At 58.4% G+C, this 19,021-nt stretch carries 17 protein-coding genes; 9 read left to right on the top strand and 8 right to left on the bottom strand.

Features of this window, described 5'->3' with window-relative positions; all coding sequences use genetic code 11:
• Positions 1–11 precede the first annotated feature (11 nt).
• The 5 genes from AC097A_RS09230 to AC097A_RS09210 form a co-directional block, all read right to left on the bottom strand.
• Positions 12–2,927 (bottom strand): hybrid sensor histidine kinase/response regulator, encoded by a 2,916-nt coding sequence (locus tag AC097A_RS09230; RefSeq protein WP_479620604.1) that lies wholly within the window; start codon positions 2,925–2,927, stop codon positions 12–14.
• Positions 2,924–3,928 (bottom strand): 2-hydroxyacid dehydrogenase, encoded by a 1,005-nt coding sequence (locus tag AC097A_RS09225; protein WP_479620603.1) that lies wholly within the window; start codon positions 3,926–3,928, stop codon positions 2,924–2,926. Before AC097A_RS09225 ends, AC097A_RS09230 begins: the two co-directional genes overlap by 4 nt.
• Before the next feature lie 40 nt (positions 3,929–3,968).
• Positions 3,969–5,177: a nicotinate phosphoribosyltransferase gene (gene pncB, locus AC097A_RS09220; RefSeq protein ID WP_105260653.1), complete on the bottom strand. Its 1,209-nt coding sequence runs from the start codon at positions 5,175–5,177 to the stop codon at positions 3,969–3,971.
• 106 nt (positions 5,178–5,283) lie between these two features.
• Entirely contained in the window at positions 5,284–5,979 is a 696-nt protein-coding gene (locus AC097A_RS09215) for a nitroreductase (protein WP_479620602.1), read from the bottom strand.
• Complete coding sequence (locus tag AC097A_RS09210; RefSeq protein WP_105260651.1) at positions 5,976–6,416, bottom strand: acyl-CoA thioesterase; 441 nt, start codon at positions 6,414–6,416, stop codon at positions 5,976–5,978. Before AC097A_RS09210 ends, AC097A_RS09215 begins: the two co-directional genes overlap by 4 nt.
• A 229-nt stretch (positions 6,417–6,645) precedes the next feature.
• Between AC097A_RS09210 and AC097A_RS09205 the strand changes: the two genes are divergently transcribed.
• Positions 6,646–7,188: a phasin family protein gene (locus tag AC097A_RS09205; protein WP_105260965.1), complete on the top strand. Its 543-nt coding sequence runs from the start codon at positions 6,646–6,648 to the stop codon at positions 7,186–7,188.
• A 250-nt stretch (positions 7,189–7,438) separates the two neighbouring features.
• Complete coding sequence (locus AC097A_RS09200) at positions 7,439–8,029, top strand: hypothetical protein (protein ID WP_479620601.1); 591 nt, start codon at positions 7,439–7,441, stop codon at positions 8,027–8,029.
• A gap of 11 nt (positions 8,030–8,040) precedes the next feature.
• Here the strand turns inward: AC097A_RS09200 and AC097A_RS09195 are convergent, their stop codons facing one another.
• A complete protein-coding gene (locus AC097A_RS09195; protein WP_479620600.1) occupies positions 8,041–9,081 on the bottom strand; it encodes an IS1595 family transposase in 1,041 nt (346 codons plus the stop codon).
• Positions 9,082–9,846: 765 nt separating this feature from the next.
• On the opposite strand from AC097A_RS09195, the gene AC097A_RS09190 reads away from it, so the two are divergent.
• From AC097A_RS09190 to AC097A_RS09180, 3 genes are all read left to right on the top strand, one after another.
• Positions 9,847–10,398 (top strand): hypothetical protein, encoded by a 552-nt coding sequence (locus AC097A_RS09190; RefSeq protein WP_479620599.1) that lies wholly within the window; start codon positions 9,847–9,849, stop codon positions 10,396–10,398.
• A 155-nt stretch (positions 10,399–10,553) separates the two neighbouring features.
• Complete coding sequence (locus AC097A_RS09185; protein WP_479620598.1) at positions 10,554–10,970, top strand: DUF3010 family protein; 417 nt, start codon at positions 10,554–10,556, stop codon at positions 10,968–10,970.
• 3 nt (positions 10,971–10,973) lie between these two features.
• Positions 10,974–12,086: a protein kinase domain-containing protein gene (locus tag AC097A_RS09180; RefSeq protein ID WP_479620597.1), complete on the top strand. Its 1,113-nt coding sequence runs from the start codon at positions 10,974–10,976 to the stop codon at positions 12,084–12,086.
• A gap of 222 nt (positions 12,087–12,308) precedes the next feature.
• On the opposite strand, the gene AC097A_RS09175 is transcribed toward AC097A_RS09180, so the two are convergent.
• Positions 12,309–13,268 carry a restriction endonuclease gene (locus AC097A_RS09175; RefSeq protein WP_479620596.1) on the bottom strand — a complete coding sequence of 320 codons (960 nt, stop codon included), beginning with the start codon at positions 13,266–13,268 and terminating at the stop codon, positions 12,309–12,311.
• Positions 13,269–13,303: 35 nt separating this feature from the next.
• On the opposite strand from AC097A_RS09175, the gene AC097A_RS09170 reads away from it, so the two are divergent.
• From AC097A_RS09170 to AC097A_RS09155, 4 genes are all read left to right on the top strand, one after another.
• Entirely contained in the window at positions 13,304–13,576 is a 273-nt protein-coding gene (locus tag AC097A_RS09170; RefSeq protein ID WP_479620595.1) for a hypothetical protein, read from the top strand.
• A gap of 508 nt (positions 13,577–14,084) precedes the next feature.
• Positions 14,085–16,109: a P-loop NTPase family protein gene (locus tag AC097A_RS09165; RefSeq protein ID WP_479620594.1), complete on the top strand. Its 2,025-nt coding sequence runs from the start codon at positions 14,085–14,087 to the stop codon at positions 16,107–16,109.
• Positions 16,106–16,753 (top strand): hypothetical protein, encoded by a 648-nt coding sequence (locus AC097A_RS09160; protein WP_479620593.1) that lies wholly within the window; start codon positions 16,106–16,108, stop codon positions 16,751–16,753. The genes AC097A_RS09165 and AC097A_RS09160 overlap by 4 nt, the downstream gene beginning before the upstream one ends.
• Positions 16,750–17,826 (top strand): hypothetical protein, encoded by a 1,077-nt coding sequence (locus AC097A_RS09155; protein ID WP_479620592.1) that lies wholly within the window; start codon positions 16,750–16,752, stop codon positions 17,824–17,826. The genes AC097A_RS09160 and AC097A_RS09155 overlap by 4 nt, the downstream gene beginning before the upstream one ends.
• 13 nt (positions 17,827–17,839) lie before the next feature.
• Here AC097A_RS09155 and AC097A_RS09150 read toward each other — a convergent pair whose 3' ends face one another.
• Positions 17,840–19,021, bottom strand: a complete 1,182-nt coding sequence (locus tag AC097A_RS09150) for a hypothetical protein (protein WP_479620591.1) — start codon at positions 19,019–19,021, stop codon at positions 17,840–17,842.

Raw genomic sequence — 19,021 nt, 5'->3', positions numbered from 1 at the left:
TTTATAGCGAACTACGCCCCGCGCAGCATCGGCTCCACCCCGATAAATGCCTGCTGGATGGCCGGCACCAGCGCCAGGGCCTCCTCGGCTTTGCCCTGGCGGGCCAGGGTCTCCAGGTCCTGGCACAGCGCGCCCAGCTGCATAGCCCCCACCGTGTGAGACGACGATTTGAGCCGGTGCCCCACCGCCGCCAGGCCCTTGAGGTCGTGCGCCGCGCGCAGCACCTCCAATTCACCCATTTGTGCCGACGTGGTGGTGACAAAGCGGTCCAGCAGGCGGCGGTGCATGGTCGGGTCGTCGCCCACCATGCGGCTCAGGGCTTGGCTGTCCCATTGCGGCGGTGGCGCATGCGGCGCGCTGTTGCGCGGCAACCATTTGGCCAGCATGGCACCCAGCTCGCTCAGGCGCAGGGGCTTGGTCAGGTAGTCGTCCATGCCACGCTCCAGGCAGTGCTGCAGCTCGCCGTCCATGGCATTGGCCGTGACCGCCACGATGGGCATGTGCTCCTGCGGGTCTTCGGCCTGGCGGATGGCGTCGGTCAGCGCAAAGCCGTCCATGTGCGGCATGTGGCAGTCAGTCAGCATCAGTCCGTAGCGGCCGGTGCGCCACATGGTGAGCGCTGTGGCGCCATCCGCAGCGGCTTCTGCGGCATAACCCAAGATGCGCAGTTGCTCCTGCATCACTTCGCGGTTGGTCTCGTTGTCTTCCACCAGCAAAATCAGGCGGCCGGCGTCGCGCGCGGCCTCCACCGACGGCGGTGTCGGGCTGGGCTGCGGCGCGGCAGCGGGCCGCGGCACCACCGCGGGCACCGACAGACGCCCGCAGGCCAGCGCAATACCCCGCAGCAGCTCCTGCTGCAGCATGGGCCGGGCACACACGGTGACCGATCGGCCTGGCAGGCTGCTCTGGTTTTGCCGCACCAGGCGCACTACGCCGCGGCCCGGCACAGCCTGGGCCCAGGCGTCCACCGATTCGTCCCACGCGGCCTCCACATCGAGCAGCAACACGGCCTGCCCCTGCACTACCGCCATCCAGGTCGCGGCCTGGTCCAGCGTGTGCACGCTTTGCACCTGGGCACCGGCCAAGTGCAGGTGGCCCGGCAGGTTCTGCGCACAGTCTGGGTCGTCCGTCACCAGCAGCACCTGGCTACCGTCTAGGCGTACGCCCGGCACCACATCGCCGCCCACCGTCGCCACTTGCAGCGGCAGCAACACGGTGAAGATGGAGCCCTCGCCCAAGGTGCTGTGCACCAGGATGCGGCCGTGCATCATTTCCACCAGGCGGCGGCTGATGGTGAGGCCTAGCCCGGTACCGCCAAACTGGCGCGCTGTGCTCACGTCAGCCTGGGTAAAGGCTTCAAACAGGCGCTCCACCAGCTCAGGGGCCATGCCAATGCCGTTGTCCATCACGCTGAGTTCCAGCATGGGCACACCCTGCGTCTGCTGCGCCGCGCGCACGTACAGGCGCACATTGCCACGCCGCTCGGCCCGGCCCAGCGTGAACTTGAGGGCGTTGCCAACCAGGTTGTAGAGCACCTGGCGCAAGCGCGTGGGGTCCACCCAGACCCAGGCCGGCAGGTCGGGGTCGACCAGCACCGAGAGGTCAATGTCCTTGCCCGCCGAGATGGTGACCATGAGCTGGGCCACACCTTCCACCAGCTCACGCAGGTGGGTGGGCATGGCCTCCACCTCCAGCTTGTCGGCCTCGATCTTGGAGAAGTCCAGGATGTCGTTGAGGATTTGCAACAACGCAATCGAGGAATCGTGGATGGTGCCCACCATGCGGCGCTGTTCGCGCGTGAGTTCGGTGGCACGCAGCAGGTCCACCATGCCCACCACGCCGTTCATGGGCGTGCGGATCTCGTGGCTCATATTGGCCAAAAACTGCGACTTGGCCTGGCTGGCGGCCAGCGCCGACTGCTCGGCCTGGCGGCGCTGGGTGATGTCGGTGCTGACCGTGATGTACTCACGCGGCGTGCCGTCGGTGTGCATAAAGGCAGCCACCGTGGTGTCCAGCCAGTACAGGGTGCCGTCCTTGGCGCGGTTGCTCAGTTCGGAGCGCCACACCTTGCCTTGCGAAATGGTGTGGATCAGATCGGTGTAAAACCGGTCATCGTGCTGGCCCGAGTCCATCATGCGGTAACTCTTGCCCAAAAACTCCTGGGGCGCGTACCCACTGATCTCCACAAACCTCTGGTTGCCGTAGGTCAGGTGGCCGCCCAGATCCATGATGGTGACGATGGCGTGTTGGTCAATCACATAACGCTGTCGCTCCAGCTCCGACAGGGCCTTGAGCACGCGCGCATTGCTGGCATCGCGCTCGTCGAGCAGCATCTTCTGCGCCGCGTTGATGCGCTGGGAGGCGTCCAGCAGGTGGCGTTTGATCAGCACCGCCATGCGGTAGGCCACGATAAAGCCGGTGGCCAGAATCGCCCACTGGGCCTGCGGCACGGTGGGTGCCGACGGCTGCAGGCCACCCGACACCTGGGCCCAGGTGATCCAAGCACTGGCGGCCACGGAAAGCAACAGCAGCAAAAAGCCGGCACGCTCGCCCAGAATGATGACGCAGTAGATCAGCGGAATGCCGGCCAGTGCGGCCTGCGCAATGCTGACCGAACCAAAGCGCAGCATGCTCGAAAACACCCCCACAAACAGCAGCACCAGCACCACCGCCGAGCTGGAGCGCACCCAGCCCTGGATCAGGAACACCTGCACCAGCGCGGCCAGACACACCAGCAGCACCATGTTGAGCATGTTGAGCCCATCGGTGAACAGGCCCAGCGCGTAGGCCGCCACGATGACCAGGCCACAGACCACAAAAATACTGGCGTTGAAGCCGCGGGCTACCGCACCAATGCCCACCATGCCGTCTGCCGAAGGAGCGCCGCCCGCGCCGCTATCGGCACCGGTCTGCGGCCACCACTTCATGTGCTGCGGGCCACGGGCTGTGGCGTGTTGATAGGGGTGCGCACCTTGCCATGCACCAGAAAGTCGACCAGGTTGTCCGCCGCCAGTTGCGCCATGGCGCGGCGTGTGCGCAGGGTGGCGCTGGCAATGTGCGGCGTGAGCACCACATTGGGCACGGTCAGCAGGTCGGGGTGAACCTGGGGTTCGCCCTCGAACACGTCCAGCCCCGCCGCGGCAATGCGCCGTTCACGCAGGGCCACGGCCAGGGCCGCGTCGTCCACAATGCCGCCGCGGGCAATGTTGATCAGCGTAGCGGTGGGCTTCATCTTGGCCAGCTCGGCCGCGCCGATGGTGTGGTGCGAGGCGGCCGAGTACGGCACCACCAGCAGCACGTGGTCGGCGCTCTGCAGCAGCGTGTCCTTGTCCACATAGCGGGCGCCACAGGCGGCCTCGGTGGCGGCGTCCAGGCGGCTGCGGTTGTGGTACATCACCTGCATGCCAAAGCCCAAGGCGCCACGCCGTGCAATCGCCTGGCCAATGCGCCCCATGCCAATGATGCCCAGCGTCGCGCCGTGGATGTCGGAGCCGCAAAACATGTCGTAGCTCCAGCGTGTCCAGTGGCCGGCGCGCAGGTAGTGTTCGCTCTCGGTCACGCGCCGAGCGGTGGCCATCAGCAGGGCAAAACCAAAGTCGGCGGTGGTTTCGGTCAACACGTCGGGCGCATTGGTGCCCTGCACGCCCGCGGCCGTCATGGCGTCCACGTCAAAGTTGTTAAAGCCCACCGCCATGTTGGCGCAGATGCGCAGCTGCGGGCAGGCCGCCAGCAGCGCGGCGCTGATGCGCTCGCCGCCCGTGCTCAGCACGCCCACCTTTCCCTGCAGCTTGTCGATCAGTTGCTCCGCACTCCAGGCGGCGTCGGCCTGGTTGGACTCTACGTCGAAGTGCTGGGACAAGAAGTCCAACACCTCCGGAAAGAGGGCGCGGGCCACAAGAATGCGTGGCTTGGCGGCAGAAATAGACATGCGGGTTCCCTGGAAAAAGGCGCTGGACAGCAGTTGGCAATCAGGCGGGCGATGTGATCTGGAAAACCTGGCGCAGGTAGGCCAGGTACTTCTCGTCATCGCACATATTCTTGGAAGGAGTATCCGACAACTTGGCCACCGGTTGGCCGTTGCAGCGCACCATCTTGATGACTATTTGCAAGGGCTCGTAACCCAGGTCATTGGTGAGGTTGGTGCCAATGCCAAACGCCAGCTGGCAGCGCCCACGGAACTGCTGGTAGAGCTCAATGGTGCGCGGCACCGTCAAGCCATCACTGAAGATCAACGTTTTGGTGCGCGGGTTCACGCGGTTGCGCTGGTAGTGCTCCAGCATGCGTTCGCCCCAGTGGAAGGGGTCGCCGCTGTCGTGGCGGGCACCGTCAAACAGCTTGCAGAAGTACATGTCAAAGTCGCGCAGAAACGCGTTCATGCCATACACGTCGCTCAGCGCAATGCCCAGGTCACCGCGGTACTCGCGCGCCCATGACTCGAAAGCAAAAATCTGGCTGTCGCGCAGGCGTGGCCCCAGCGCCTGCGAGGCCTGCAGGTACTCGTGCGCCATGGTGCCCAGCGGCAGCAGGCCCATGCGCATGGCTTGCAGCACATTGCTGGTGCCCGCCAACTGTCCCGGCGCAGCACCTGCCTGGCCCGGGCTGCGTACCGTGCCCAGCTTGGCGGCCAACACACGCAGCACCTCTTCGTGCCAGGCGCGCGAAAAACGGCGCCGTGTGCCGTAGTCGGCAATCTTGAGGTCGCCCAAGCCCGCCACACGCAGCTCGGCAATCTTGGTGTCCAGGCGCCGGCGGCCTTCGTCCAGATTCGGCGTCGGCTGAGTGTTGCGAAAGTACACCTCGTTGACGATGGCCAACACCGGGATCTCGAACAGGATGGTGTGCAGCCACGGCCCCTCAATCACGATCTCCAGCTCGCCCGTGGGCAGCGGCGTGACCGTGATGTATTTCTCGTTGAGCTTGAACAGGCCCAGAAAGTCCACAAAGTCACTTTTGATAAAGCGCAGCGAGCGCAGGTAGGCCAGCTCCTCATCCTGAAAACGCAGGCTGCAGAGACTGCGAATTTCTTGCCGGATGTCATCGGCATGGGCCGCCAGGTTCACCCCGGGGTTGCGGCACTTGAAGCGGTACTCCACCTGGGCGCCAGGAAACTGGTGCAACACCACCTGCATCATGGTGAACTTGTACAGGTCGGTGTCCAGAAGGCTGGCGATGATCATGGTGTGACAGGTGGTGCCGCTGCGGCACCTTTTTTGCTATGTTTTCAATAGCTGCTTGCGCAGCATCCACGTGGGCTAGAGCCCTATTTCTTATAAATTTTCGGCCTCAGTCCAGCCAATGGGTGAATTCGGCCACCGGCACGCGGGGGGTGTGAAAGCCGTTCACGGGCGCCTGCACATCCGCGTAACCCAGGGACATGCCACACACCAGCATCTCCCCCTCCCCCGCCCCGATGTGTGGCAGGATGATCTTGGCAAAACCATTCCACGCCGCCTGCGGGCAGGTGTGCAGGCCACGCCCACGCGCGGCCACCATGATGTTCTGCAAAAACGCGCCGTAATCCACCAGCGAGCCGCGGCCCATGACCTTGTCCACCGTGAACATCAGGCCCACCGGCGCGTCAAAGAAGCGGAAGTTGCGTTGGTGCTGGGCGTGCATCTTGTCCTTGTCGGCCTTGCCGATGCCCAGCAGGCCGTACAGGCCCCAGCCGTTCTCACGGCGCCGGTCGATATAGGGGCTGACCCATTGGCCCGGGTAGTAGTCATACTCTTCCTGGTACTCGGCCGCCAGCGCCGGGTTGGCGCGGATGGCGTCGTGCGCGGCGCATACCTTGTCCACCAAGCCGGTGCGGCTGTCGCCCTGCAGCACATAGACCTTCCAGGGCTGGCAATTGGTACCACTGGGCGCCCGGCTGGCCACCTGCAAGATCGCCTCAATATCAGCGCGCGCCACCGACTGCCCGGTAAAGGCCCGCACCGACATGCGGGAGCTAATGGCGTCGTCCACCACAGAAGCGGTCATACAAGGGTCTCCAGTACTTTTTTAAGGGCTGGCGGCAGCGCCACCGGTTTGCGGGTGATCTGGTCTACATACACATGCACAAAGTGGCCCTTGGCGGCAGTCAATTCGCCTTCGCCAAAAATGCCGACCTCATACCGCACGCTCGACGTCCCCAGCTTGGCCACACGGATGCCGGCCTGCACCGCCTGCGGAAAAGCCAGCGAAGCAAAGTAGTTGCACTGCGTCTCTACCACCAGGCCAATCGTGCTGCCCCCGTGGATGTCCAATACGCCCTGCTCGATCAGGTAGGCGTTCACCGCGGTATCGAACCAGCTGTAGTAGACGACGTTGTTCACATGGCCATACACATCGTTGTCAGACCAGCGGGTGGAGATGGGGCGGAACACCTTGTAGGCGCTGCGCGGTTCGGCGTGGGGTTTGGCGGGAGCGTGGTCCATGGGTCCATTCTGCCAGCGCAGGGCGGCCTAGTTGCCTGCGGTGACAAAGGCGTGAAAAAGTGCCGAACTAGGCCTTCGCATCTAAATTGTTGCACTGCAACAAAAAGTGCTTGCATTGCACCGCAGCATCGCTACAATTCGATTCATGCTGCACTGCAACATAAACAGAGCCAAGGGGCCAGGTTACGGAGCAGATAGTGATTTTCACCTTAACTACTGGAGAATGAACATGCTGACCGTTGAACAAGTAATCGCTTCCCACAAAGCCAACATCGAAACCCTGTTTGGCCTGACCAACAAGGCCTTCGAAGGCGTGGAAAAAATCGTTGAACTGAACCTGACTGCTTCCAAGGCTGCCCTGTCCGAAGTCGCTGGCCACACCCAGTCCATCCTGAGCGTGAAAGACGCCCAAGAACTGTTGGCTCTGCAATCCAGCCTGCTGCAGCCTTTGGCCGAAAAGACCGCTGCTTACAGCCGCCACCTGTACGACATCGCTTCCGGCGCCAGCGCCGAGCTGACCAAGACAGTCGAAGGTCAAGCCGCTGAAGCCCAGAAGAAATTTGCTGGCTTGGTTGATAGCGCTGCCAAGAACGCACCTGCCGGCTCCGAAGCCGCTGTGGCGATCCTGAAAAGCTCGGTGGCTGCTGCCAACAACGCTCTGGAATCTGTGCAAAAGGCTGTGAAGCAAGCGACGGATGTGGCCGAAGCCAACTTCAACGCCGTGGCCGCCACTGCGACCAACGCCACCAAGGCTGCTGCCAAAAAGCGTTAATTCAGGCAAGGGCTTCAAGTTTTTTCAAAAATTTGAGCCTTTTCCCTAGCTACCAAGGGAAAACCCTGAGATAATTCAGTCATCGGAAACAAAGTTTGTTTCCACCGGTTGTCTCCTCGGGTCCTTTCGAAACCTTCAGGTTCAGGGATCCCTTCAAGGCCTCGTTGCAAAACGGGGCCTTTTTTTTGGCCCCCGCTCTTGAGTGGCAAATGACATTGATGTGAAAGCTCCGCCTTGATCCAATTAGTGCATGGTAAAAATCCCCTCTGCACTGAAATGGATGATGAATCGCCGGGCCAGATTGCTGGGCGAAATCAAGAAGGTCGAAAAGCGCTTTGAGGCGCGTGAATCCGCTCTACAGAAGGAGCTAAACAGAGTCGAGAGCCGCGCCCAAACTCTTCGCAGCCGACTACTGCGGGTACAGAGTTTGCGTCCGCAGCATCTTGCTGTGTTGCAGCAAAACCTGACCGCCATCGATAACGCGATGGGGCAGCACGAGGTCATGATCGACACAGATCTGATCCGGCCACTGAAAGGTCAGGAGAATGCCTGGCTACTGCCTCATGGCGCCATGAGTCGCTTTATCTTGCATGCGCTGCGTGAAGCCGATGGTGAAATCCTGTGTACAAATGAAGTCGCCCTCTTCGTCGCAGAAGAAGGCAAGCTCAATATTGATCCCGAGGACTTCAGATCATTCAAGATCGCCATTCGACGACGCATGAGGGCACTACACGTGGCGGGACTTCTCAAACGCGTCGAAGCGGGGCGCAAGAGATCGGACAGCCGCTGGAGAGCGCTCAGGCCCGCCGAGCAACCAGGACGAGCGGAAATCGAACAGTGACCTGGATCGCCTTAGGTTGGGATCTTGTTTACCTCGGCGTTTGACTGAAAGTACCCGCGCCACTTAGAGTGGTGCTGAATCAACAGTCCTGCAGTGATGGCATGGCTCTTTTGCCCCTCCGTTTTCCGGCGCCAGTCCTCGCGCCACGCCATTTCGATGCCAAAGTCGAGCATGTATTTGGGTACGATCCGGAGAGAAACACCTAAGACATAACGGCGTAGGCGGCTAAAAAAGGACTCTGCCTGATTTTCATTGACGCCTTCGAGAGTGCTGAACTCCTCTTGATGATTCACAGTCTCATGGACATAGCCCGCGCTTTCCAGCCAACCATATGCAGAATTTTCATCCGTCATGATGGTTGACCCTGGTGCCACCATTTTCAAGATGGAATCCCTGACCTGTTCGGCGGTCTCCGCTTTCAGCACCGTGACGTAGGTGCGTACAGCTCCGAATCCTTTACGACCGCTGTGCTGGCGGATCGTGAAAAAAATACGACGATTTTTGAGCCGTTTAATGTTCGCGCGGGTCTGTTTGCTCTTTGGCCGACCCTTTCCCTGGTTCTGCGCCATGAGCTGCTCGGTCACCTTTGCAGCGATGGCTTCTGGTCTGGAGCGCCGGCGAATCCGGCCGCTACGTGGCCGTCCACCAAAATGCCCACCATCCAGTTCGATCACACCACTCATGACGGGCATTTCGTGGATCAGCTGAATTGCTTCCCGGAGCTTGTGCGCGAAGACAAAGGCAGTCTTGGCCTGTACTTTCAGGTCGCGATGCAGCCGCAAGGCTGAACATCCATTGGCACTGCTGATGAAAAGAGTAATCCCCAGTAACAGTCTCTTAAAAGGCAGCTTTCGCCCGTGGAAAATCGTGCCACTGGTTGGGGAAAAGATGCCGTAGCAGTGCTTGCATGACCAGCGGCGTTGTTTTTTACGGAAGTAATGGATGTCAATTGCCGCGCAATGGGGGCAGGCCATGTGGGTTGTCGACCCAAAGCGAATCTTCACGAAATGCCAGAAGCAGGCCTCCTCTGACATGTCGGCCACATCGGCCATAGTGAAATCCCTGGTCGAAGCCCGTACCAGGAAGTTTTTGTGTTCTGTGTAGTCCACGATAAATCGGTTGAAATTGCGCACTGCCGCCTGCTGGCGGCCAACCGGCTCACTGGAGACAAGACAATCCCTAGCCAGTGCTAAAAGCTATTGACATCCCATCCGAATTTTCGGAAACTACACGTGCAGGCCCTCAGACTTGTACACGTTAAGAACGCCGCAGTTCCTGCAAGAACTGCGGCGTTTGTGTTTCCAGCAAGCCACTCTTGCTTGTGAGACTGCTACGTCATGTGGCCCCCTCGTCTTCATTGCTCGGCAGCGGTCCTCTGGCCATCTGGGAAAGATTGGCTACCCAAGCCATGACATCGCCCCTCAAGGCATGTTGTCCCCTGCGACCGGGAATGTGGAATACGAGTACTGGAGTCATTCCCCGCCGGGCCGCCTGTGAAAAGGCCGTACCGGTGCGATAGCCCAAGGCCTTCCATAGCTCTGGACCACTCATCAAGGGGTTGTCTAAATGCGGGGTATCCTGCGACGAATCCGCAGTCAAATTGGTTTCATTGCTCATGCCTGTCATGTTGCTGGCAACGATCGGTTTTGACTACCGTCATATTTTTCTGAATTATTTGTCGCAACCCTTATTCGATGGAAATACCCACCTCGCGCGGACGTGGTCGCCCCCCAGAAGATGAACAAATTCGAAGTCTGAGAACACGAGCCTGGTACCACTGTTGTGTCTTGGAGACTGGGGCCCCCAATCCACCCGCCTTGGCAGAGATGTTTAGGGTCGGGCTTGGTGATCAGCAGCGTTCATGGGAACGATATGCCTCAGGTCGATCACTCCCTTCTCTATTTAGAAAGAAGCCGGCTATCGTTGCGTTGGTCGCCAAGCGTTTTCCGCGGACCTTGCCGGTTTACGCAAGCCCCCTGTGGATCATCATTCGCAACGACCAAGTTTTTGGCGTTGTCGAGACCAATGAACTTCTATGGCAACTGGACCAAATAGTCTGGAGGCCATTCTTCTTAACTGACCAGAACGGCCAACTAACAAGGAACTGGTCCTACATTCAGCATGAGATTTGGGATGAACCCAAACCGGCATTGCTCATGGACTACCTGGCTGCCTATCTTCTTTTGCTGAAGGAAGCCCGAACATTGGGTCATCATCTGACCTTGCAATCGGCGGAGCCTTGGATTCAATGGGTATTGACAATGCTTCCCCGTCACCCATTTCTCGGAGATCTCGCCGATGAACTCAGTTCAACGGTGATTGAGCGCATGCAAATTACTTCCGTCAGATTCGGGTTGTTGCCGAGCTAGGGCAACCCTTGAATTGAAACAGCGTGTGAATAAATTCAGCGAGGTGCTGCAGGCATAGGCAGCACCTCGCCGGCACTGCGCAGTGTTAACTACGCTGACCACTGCGGTCATCAGACGGTATAGTGCACGCAAAACTTTAAGGCGGGGAGGTAGACATGGTTGTGCTAGGAGTCATGCTGAAGGGAAACGTCGGGCGTCTCGTTGCACTTTCGGGGCGACAAACGGACCACACCGTGGTGAAGAGCCGAGTGAATAAGCTCGAACTGCCAAAGAATCCGTCCAAGGACGACGTTGACACATTCGTTCAGGCTTTCAAGTCGTTCTGCGCAGTGAACTCCGTTGACCTGGTTGCAATCAACCGAAGGGCGACCTCAGGTCAAGGCACCGGCGGCGCGGGGACCTTCATAACCGAAGGCATTCTCCTCGCTACATCGCCGTGCCCGGTCGACTTCTTCCATCCTGCAACCATCAAAGCTACGGACCGGAAGAAGGCTGGGTTGAAGACCTTGAGACCAGAAACCGTAGACCTGGGCATTGCCTACGATTTGGCTTTCGAACGCCTGCCGGAGTAATGCATGGCGCTTGACCTCAACGATCTTCCTCGCGAGGCCCGCGAGCTGTTGGCGAGGTTTCCGGAGTTCGAGCCAAATCATTTCAACGACACGGGTGCCAACGGGTATGTGCTTCTGGGGCGACACAACGTCCTCCAGCGGGACGTCGCGCTGAAAATTTACTTCCACGCGCCTAACGAGGTGGACCAAGAGCCCGCATTGGTCGCGGCGCTCAACCATGCGAATGTCATGAAGGTCTTGGACGCCCGGAATCTCCGTCCGGATTGCTCCTTCTTCATGACGCCGTTCGCCAACTATGGCGATCTCGGTACCTACCTAAAGGAGAACCATCTCTCCTTACCCCTAGCGTTTCGGCTGCTTGTACAGCTTTTGGCAGGTCTCTCCGCATTGCACGCCGACCCCAATCGGCTCCTGCACCGTGACCTAAAGCCGCAGAACCTACTCGTTCATGACGACACGATTCTTATCGCGGACTTCGGTTCGGTGCGTCACATCGCCAACGGAAGCGACTCGGTAGCAGCTTCGAAACACAGCGTGTTATATCGACCACCTGAGGCATTTGGCGATAACGGGTACTTCGACTTTTCGTCCGACTGCTATCAGGCCGGCATTATTGGGTATCTTCTCTTTGGAGGTTCATTGAGTGAGGACCTTCCCGACCACCTTAAGCCCGCTGAGAAGCGACAACTGGCTCGTTTGAAGCTTGAAAACGTGCCCTGGCACCAAGAATGTGAGTTTGTCGACCAGTGCATTCGGGCCAGGATAAAAAAAGGGACGCTGCTGGATTGGGACTCAATTCCTGAGTTCGTTCCCCGTCGCATTATTCGAGCTCTTAAGCGTGCGACAGCGACGAAGAATCGTTACAAAGATGCCAGCGAATTCCTTGCCAAGCTTGCGTCGCCCAAGCCGCTGCCGGACTGGATCAGGGAAAACGGACGCACCTGCACCCTCAGAGGGTGGAAGGGTGCCGACTATCAACTGACTGAGCAACACGGAATAATTTCCGTCAGGAAGAAGCGCATGGGTGCCGAGAAATTCATGAACGACAACGCCCTCTCCGGTGGAACGTGGGCACAAACCTTAGAGCGTCTTTCCCAGAAGTTGGAACTTCCCTAATTCCCCAGTTATTGACGCACCAATAGACAAGTCTTGTAAAGACGTATTGCAGTGAACAAAACTATTCATCCTGGCTACCTCCACAACTGGATACCGGGAGGATGATGGACTGCACACGACTTGCATTGCACTCCTGGAACTCGGATGGATGGGCCCTGGAGTGGGCTGTCAACGCCACCTACGCCGGATTGCCGTGAACATCTCAGTGCATCTGTACTTAGCTTATAGCTCCCATTGATCAGATAGATTAGGTCCGACAAGGCGGTGCGTCTCCTGGCGTTCTGGCTTTGGTTGCCCGCGAGCTACGAAGTAGTACAAGATGTGGACCAGATGATTCCACTTGCGAACGACATCTATGCTGGCGAAATATGGTGGCCAAAAATGCATAAATTTCATGTCCTCCATGACATGCTGGATGTACTTCCTGGGATCAATCAACTCTCGGAGATTGAAGTGCCGCCAAGCATTTGGGTGGGGGCCCGCAGGGGCGTGCGCCGGGCAATAGGTCCGAATGTCGTGGACATGGTACCGATGCCGTGCATCCCGCTCCCGATTCCCGCTGGGTGAGACCGCAGGAGCATGAGTCGCTTCATAGATGACCACGCCTGAAAGTTCTTCAAGCAGATCAAGGCCGCACTCTACACAGCGCATCACCGGGCGCTTGCGAAACACGTAGCTATCCGAGACGGCTCGAAGAAACTGGGTGTAGCCACGAGGAAACCATCGCTGCACCAGATTTGGGCCATCTGAAAGTTCTGAAAGATGCCTGCGGATGTCCGCATCTTGGATCAGGACGACGTCGAAGCCCTCTGGCATCTGCGTATTCGACTTGAGCCCTTCCGTCTCATTGATGAGGCCTTGAGTGACATGAGTTGAATAGAAGCCCATGAAGGCATGACAGTGGTTTGCTCGGAGGCGCGTCTCCAAGCGCTGCTCGTCTTTGGGGCCTACGGCTTTCTTCTGGTGTTTACAGCTGACTAGATACCTGACCTTTCGACTCGACAGCTTTCCTTCCAACACGTCCGTTACCACCATGTCTCTGCCGCCATCTGGTCCCTCCCCGGGTCGTATATTGATCTCGTAGCCGAGACAGCGCAGCACCTCTTCGGCGAACTGCTCGAATTTATGAGACGACTCGATTTCTGAAAAATCGATGATCTTGCTGAATTTATCTACGTCCATGTGCATCCCTTTTGCAGCAATTCTCGCAAAATGAATTGTTCATCATTCGCAACGACCAAGTTTTTGGCGTCGCCGAGACCAATGAACTTCTATGGCAACTGGATCATGAGGTTTGGAAGCCATTCTTCGTGACTGATCAGAACGGTCAGCTAGCAAGGAACTGGTCCTACATTCAACATGAGATTTGGAATGAACCAAACCCGGCATTGCTCATGGACTACCTAGCTGCCTATCTTCTTTTGCTGAAGGAAGCCCGATTGCTGGGGCACCATCTGCCCCTGCAATCAGCAGAGCCTTGGGTTCAATGAGCTTTGGCACTGTTGCCGAGTCACCCATTTCTCGGGGATCTAGCTGATGAGCTCAGCGGGTTGATCATTGAGCGCATGCAGATTACTGCGCCCAAAACGAAATTACTGTCATAATTTTTTGCTCCCTAGATGGATCCAGTAGTTGTGGCCCTTGGCGCCACGAGCCGATCCTGTTCCGACTACCAGTTTTAAACATGTTGGTCTGCATGCCATGTTTTATGGGTACGAATTGCTGCGGCTAATTTGCGTCGAAATCGCTATATGGCCTTGGGGCGAGATTCAGTAGAATGATCGATAAGCGGGTCAACATATCAGAATTCGCTGCCAACACATTCAGGGACATGCAGACTCAAATTCGGCCACGCCAGCCGGTGGTGTCTAATCGCTTCAGCTTTCTGACGCATGCTATGCGACAGGATGATGTTGCGCATGGTCTGGGTGCGTCTATAGGGATGCCCCAATGATCAACTTCCCAGTCCTTAAACGCGTTAGGGTCTCAGACTTTGCCATGTACGCTGGCACTGACGCCAAGCCAGGGCTGGATCACCCGTTTGTCCCTGGCGTCAACGTCATCGTCGGCATCAATGGTCTCGGCAAGACCACCTTGCTGACCATGCTGTTACGCGCCCTTTCTGGGGCGGTGGACGTACCTGGCGATGACGACTTGGGCGACAAGCGGAGGCGGATCGTCCCAGTCGACCGATTCTGGTTTCGCAAGCGGGCGCCTGATGACGCAGTCAATGCGAAGGTAACTATTTGGTTCACTCTCGGCTCTCATGAATTCGAAGTGACCCGGTCGCTGGCAAACTTGGACGTTGTCGAGCTTTCGGTTGATCAGCAACCCTTCCCTACCGCGCGCGGCACTGAGATGGAGGCCACCTATCGCGACCAGGTGGTAGCCGCATCGGGCCTGTCGTCTTTCGAGGACTTCGTATTCCTGCTGCGCTACATCGTGTTCTATCTCGAAGACAGGCGCAGCCTCGTCTGGGATGCTGCGGCGCAAGGTGACATCCTGGGCATCTTGGTTGACGTTCAGGGTGGACACCGTGGGCAATACGTCGACCTATTCAACGAGTTGCTCAGCAAGGACAGTGAGTATCGGAACGTTCATGCAGTCGTATATAAACGGCGCAGGGAATTCGACAAACAGACCAGCACGATCGAAGGCGGCCAGATCGAAAGGCTGGTTCAGTCACTGGAGGAGCGCCGCAAGGATCTGAAGGCGCTCGTGGTACGCAAGAACGAGCTCGCCCAGACGCGTGATCAGCTGCGCGAGCAGATGGAGAACCGCCGGCAGGAGATTCATGATGGGCGTGCCGCTTTGGCCGCGCAGCTCAACAATTTCTACGAATCCTTCTTTCCTCAGTTGGACACTCCTGCCCGGTACCTTCTGGCGCACTTCGAGGCTGGTGCCGGCTGTCTAGTCTGCGGCACACAGACCCCCGAAGCGATGGAGCGGGTCACGGCCAAACTCTATATGAACACCTGCCCCGTATGCGGCAGTCCCATCGAGGAAGGTCATCGACCTGCCAACGACCCGCATACAGGCGAGGTGATCGAGCAACAGCGTGTGAACATTGCGACTGCAGAGGCCGACTTGGCGGCTATGGAACAACCCTTACGAGACGCCGAGCAGGATTATTCGTCGACGGCGGCGGAACTCATGTTAATCACGTCGCAGTTGGTCTCCTTGGAGGGGCAGCTCAAGGCGTTGGGCGACAACTTGCCGAACGTGATCGAGCGGCGAGATGAACTCAACAAAACGCTTGGGACTTTTGAGGCCGCGCTGAACCAATTGGAGGTGGAGCGCATCGAGTTGGCTGGGCAGTTCCGTGAGTTAACCGAAGCGATTGATCAGGAAGTTCGGGCCGTTTCCGGCCAGATTGAGCAGGCCTTTGCCAAGTACATTCGCGGCTTCTTGGCCGAGCAATGCGAGATCAAGTACACGCCGAGGATCAGGCGGCTGGGGCAGCGTGCGAACACGGACTTGTTCACGTTCCCGCACTTCATCCCGGCGTTGACGTCCGGCGTTCATCGGAACATCACGACTGTGCGTGAAGCCGGCCAGTCGGTGTCCGAGTCCCAGAAGGAGTTCATCGACCTCGCCTTCCGCATGGCGCTCTTGGAGCTGGTCGCGCCAGACGCGCCCACAATGTTGATCCTCGAAACGCCTGAGGCCAGCCTTGATTCGGTCTTCGTGCCTCGCGCTGCGGACCTCTTGCGACGCTTCGCGACCCGGTCAAATGGCGCTTTGGGGACCCGGTTGATCGCGTCGTCCAACGTCAACCGCGAACAGATGATTCCAGCCTTGTTCGGGGCCTACCCTGACCAGCGCTTCTATGGCCAGGTCGTCGACGAAGCTCCGAACGAGATGCCACCAATGATCCCTATTGAGGAGCGGGTGTTGCACGTTTTGGACTTGCTGACCATTGCCGTACCTACCCGGGCGCTCGAGCGCTTTCGAGCCGCCTATGAGGATGAACGCGACCAAGCAATCTATCCCGACGGTCGGCCGAGTGGACCGCAGACATGAATATGGATGCTTCGTCACGACTTGACAGTGCAGGCATGTGGAAGGCTTGGGTGGTCCTCAGCATCGCCGAAGCCCGCCGCATGGGCCTGACGCCTGTGGCGACTTCGCAACTACACGTCATTCTCTATTTGGCCAACACCTTGGCGGATTTGTTCGGTGTAACCAGGGTACGTGGCCGAGTACTGAAGCGCGGGGACTACCCGTTCTTCCCCGACGTGCAGCGAGAGATCGACCGCTTGGCATTCGCTGGCGTGCTGGTTATTAAGCACGTGGAGTTCGGCGCAAAGGGACGCATGGCGGCTCAATACGGGCTCGGGCCGAAGGGCGCTGAAATCTGCAATGCAATGCTCGCCCATTCCCCAGAAGCCCAGCGGACCGCGCGACTGCTGCGCGAACTGGTGTCAGCTTGCTTCGGACGATTCCTGACCGCGCGCGCGGACATCGGTGCGGTCGATGCGAACTATGGGAACGCGGCTATTGCGCAAGGTGAGGTCGTTGACTTCTCAGAATGGGGCACCGACAACAAGAATGTGGAGGTGGCTCATTACCTTATCGAGCATCTACGCAAGCTTCGACCCGACGCACAGCGTGACGGCGTGCGCTTGTACTGCGACTACCTAGACCGGGCAATGGCAGAAGCATGAAGGCCCGCGGCACGGAAACCATGGGCCTAGGCGGTGCCCTGAAAGCAGCCGTTGATGCCGTTGTCCAGGAGGGCGCAGCTGGCCTTTCCGTGGCAGACGCCGGCACACGGACAGCCTTCCTCGACGCCTGGACGCGGGCCCTCGCTGAACATGCCAGGTACCTCCGCTCCAAGGGCGAGGGCCTCTCTGCTCCTGTCGTGCTAGTACACAGCGAGAACTGTGCCGACATAGGTGAAGGACTGGGCTGGATACGGCGGCCAATGCTCGGAGGTGCGCCAACTGATCCATTTGCCGGTACGCTTGCTATCGGCACCGGGGAGATCGGCGCCTACGCTAAGCCCGAGCATCTTCCTGACACCAACGCTATGACGGACACTATCCGCGCAGCAGGCCTAGCGAATTCCCTCACCATTGCCTTGCTCAGCACATCCGTGCTGGTCATCTGGCCCGACGGGGTAGATTCAGAGGCTTCGCCGGAAATCCGACGCGAGCTCGACGATGCACCCATGGTGCTGGACTTGGCTGCATTGGAGCAGGCTCTGCAACAGTTCTACGAAAGATCGGCACGCCAATCCCGCACTTGGTGGAAGGATCGCGCGAAGCGCATCACGGTTGAAAGTCCCGAAGGCGTCGTGCAGAACGACCTTTTGCATTTTCTGCTCGGTAAGTACTCGGAAGTGGCCAGGGTCAAAGCTGAGACGGTAATTGGTCACGGTCGCGCAGATATCACGTTAACGCCGATGAAGGCCAACGTCAGCAGCGCTGTACTTGAACTAAAGGTGACTCGTGACTTCATGACGCCGAAACCTGGCACTGTGAAGCCCAACGCCATCAGCCAGCAGGACAACATCGATTGGGCCAAGTCGGGCGTCTCTCAGACGGCAGCCTACCGCGATGACGAGACCCTGGACGCTGCGTACTTATGCGTCTATGATTTTTGCGCGAACAACGGCGAGGAGATCAGCAAGGCCATTGAGGAAGCAGCGGCTCCCTACAGCGTGATCGCAAAGCGCTACTGGATCACCGTATCGCACAAAGAACATCGGACAGATCGGTATCCCGATCTGTCCTGATGATTGGGCCATATCAGGTTGTCTTTGGTGAGGTCTTCGCCGCCGCTCGTTTCTTGACCGTTGGATTGCTCGTGGATTTTTTTGCCAACTGAGTGGTGCGAGGGACCTTAACTGGCTTGGTGACAGAGGCAGCGTCGCCTTTGTCTTTCTTCCGTGGTCGTGGTTCAGGCACCTGCATAGCGTGCAATTTCAAAATAACATCTTTGGCATCAGCATCCGGTTGCAGCGCCGGCATCTCATCGGTCTTGTTTCGTCGGGCGTCGTAGATACAGGCAAAGGCGGCGTCAGTATTGATGGTTTTTTTGTAGCCATGTGCTTGCTCAATGCCTTTGTGAGCCCACGCTAGGTTTTCAGCGTCGCTTTTCTCCGGTACAAGCACCTTGAGCTCGATCATTGTTATGACTTCGTTGCTGGTCGGGTCAAAACGCGCAATCCTGAGGTCCACGCGCCCTTCGTTCAGCGCAACCTCTTCGTCAACAAGTGCATTCTTACCACGATAGATACCGCGAAAATGCGTCAGCATCGCTGACTGCACGTGGAGCTCGGGCTTGGGTCCGAGAACCGACTTCTTTGGTTCCTCGAATATCTGCCACATGAGCCGAGCCATAGTGCCTCTGTATGACTCAAGCTGTACTTTGTGGAACACATCGAGCTCTTTCTCGATCTGTGCTGGCGTGATCATAGATGCGTCGAGCTGCTTGATTTCGACGACCCGAGGAGCGCGTAACCAGTCATCGATCGCGACGCCTTTGTCATGCACCAGCATTCGGCTTTGGCCGAGCAACAGCAAAGCAAACGTCTGATCAGCCTTGAGGTGATCACGGGCGAACTGGTACGCCTCGGTCGCCCCGTTCTTGAAATGAGGCACGTGCTGGACCACTTCACTCAGACTTTCGCCTGCAACCGCGACGCCGTCTTCCAGAGTGAGCAGTGCGGCAAAAACCTCAGTCGGCTGGACACTGACACTGGGCGGGATGCCCGGCTCAAGTTCTGGTGATTCGGAATACAGCATCAATAGCGCTTGATCACTCTTGATGAGTCCAGCCGTAATCGACGTCGAGCGGGCCACCAACCATTTGATGAAGTATTCGACCAGCGTTTGGAAGAAGCGTTCCTCGGGCGGTCCCGACACCAACGAAAGTCCTGAATCGAGCCCAGCGATGTCCTGTCGCGTGATTGTGCTTTGCTGGTTCAT

Source organism: Rhodoferax sp. XS2R6, from assembly GCF_056521365.1.
The sequence above is the reverse complement of the archived record's forward strand: the minus strand, read 5'-3'. Positions and strand labels throughout refer to the sequence as shown.

Bases quoted from the DNA above. Each gene is read 5' to 3' on its own strand.
- AC097A_RS09230 (WP_479620604.1), bottom strand. From the start codon at position 2,927: ATGAAGTGGTGGCCGCAGACCGGTGCCGATAGCGGCGCGGGCGGCGCT.
- AC097A_RS09160 (WP_479620593.1), top strand. From the start codon at position 16,106: ATGAATATGGATGCTTCGTCACGACTTGACAGTGCAGGCATGTGGAAG.
- AC097A_RS09165 (WP_479620594.1), top strand. From the start codon at position 14,085: ATGTACGCTGGCACTGACGCCAAGCCAGGGCTGGATCACCCGTTTGTC.
- AC097A_RS09180 (WP_479620597.1), top strand. From the start codon at position 10,974: ATGGCGCTTGACCTCAACGATCTTCCTCGCGAGGCCCGCGAGCTGTTG.
- AC097A_RS09175 (WP_479620596.1), bottom strand. From the start codon at position 13,268: ATGGACGTAGATAAATTCAGCAAGATCATCGATTTTTCAGAAATCGAG.
- AC097A_RS09205 (WP_105260965.1), top strand. From the start codon at position 6,646: ATGCTGACCGTTGAACAAGTAATCGCTTCCCACAAAGCCAACATCGAA.
- AC097A_RS09150 (WP_479620591.1), bottom strand. From the start codon at position 19,021: ATGAACCAGCAAAGCACAATCACGCGACAGGACATCGCTGGGCTCGAT.
- pncB (WP_105260653.1), bottom strand. From the start codon at position 5,177: ATGATCATCGCCAGCCTTCTGGACACCGACCTGTACAAGTTCACCATG.
- AC097A_RS09210 (WP_105260651.1), bottom strand. From the start codon at position 6,416: ATGGACCACGCTCCCGCCAAACCCCACGCCGAACCGCGCAGCGCCTAC.
- AC097A_RS09195 (WP_479620600.1), bottom strand. From the start codon at position 9,081: ATGGCCGATGTGGCCGACATGTCAGAGGAGGCCTGCTTCTGGCATTTC.
- AC097A_RS09225 (WP_479620603.1), bottom strand. From the start codon at position 3,928: ATGTCTATTTCTGCCGCCAAGCCACGCATTCTTGTGGCCCGCGCCCTC.
- AC097A_RS09185 (WP_479620598.1), top strand. From the start codon at position 10,554: ATGGTTGTGCTAGGAGTCATGCTGAAGGGAAACGTCGGGCGTCTCGTT.
- AC097A_RS09200 (WP_479620601.1), top strand. From the start codon at position 7,439: ATGGTAAAAATCCCCTCTGCACTGAAATGGATGATGAATCGCCGGGCC.
- AC097A_RS09215 (WP_479620602.1), bottom strand. From the start codon at position 5,979: ATGACCGCTTCTGTGGTGGACGACGCCATTAGCTCCCGCATGTCGGTG.
- AC097A_RS09155 (WP_479620592.1), top strand. From the start codon at position 16,750: ATGAAGGCCCGCGGCACGGAAACCATGGGCCTAGGCGGTGCCCTGAAA.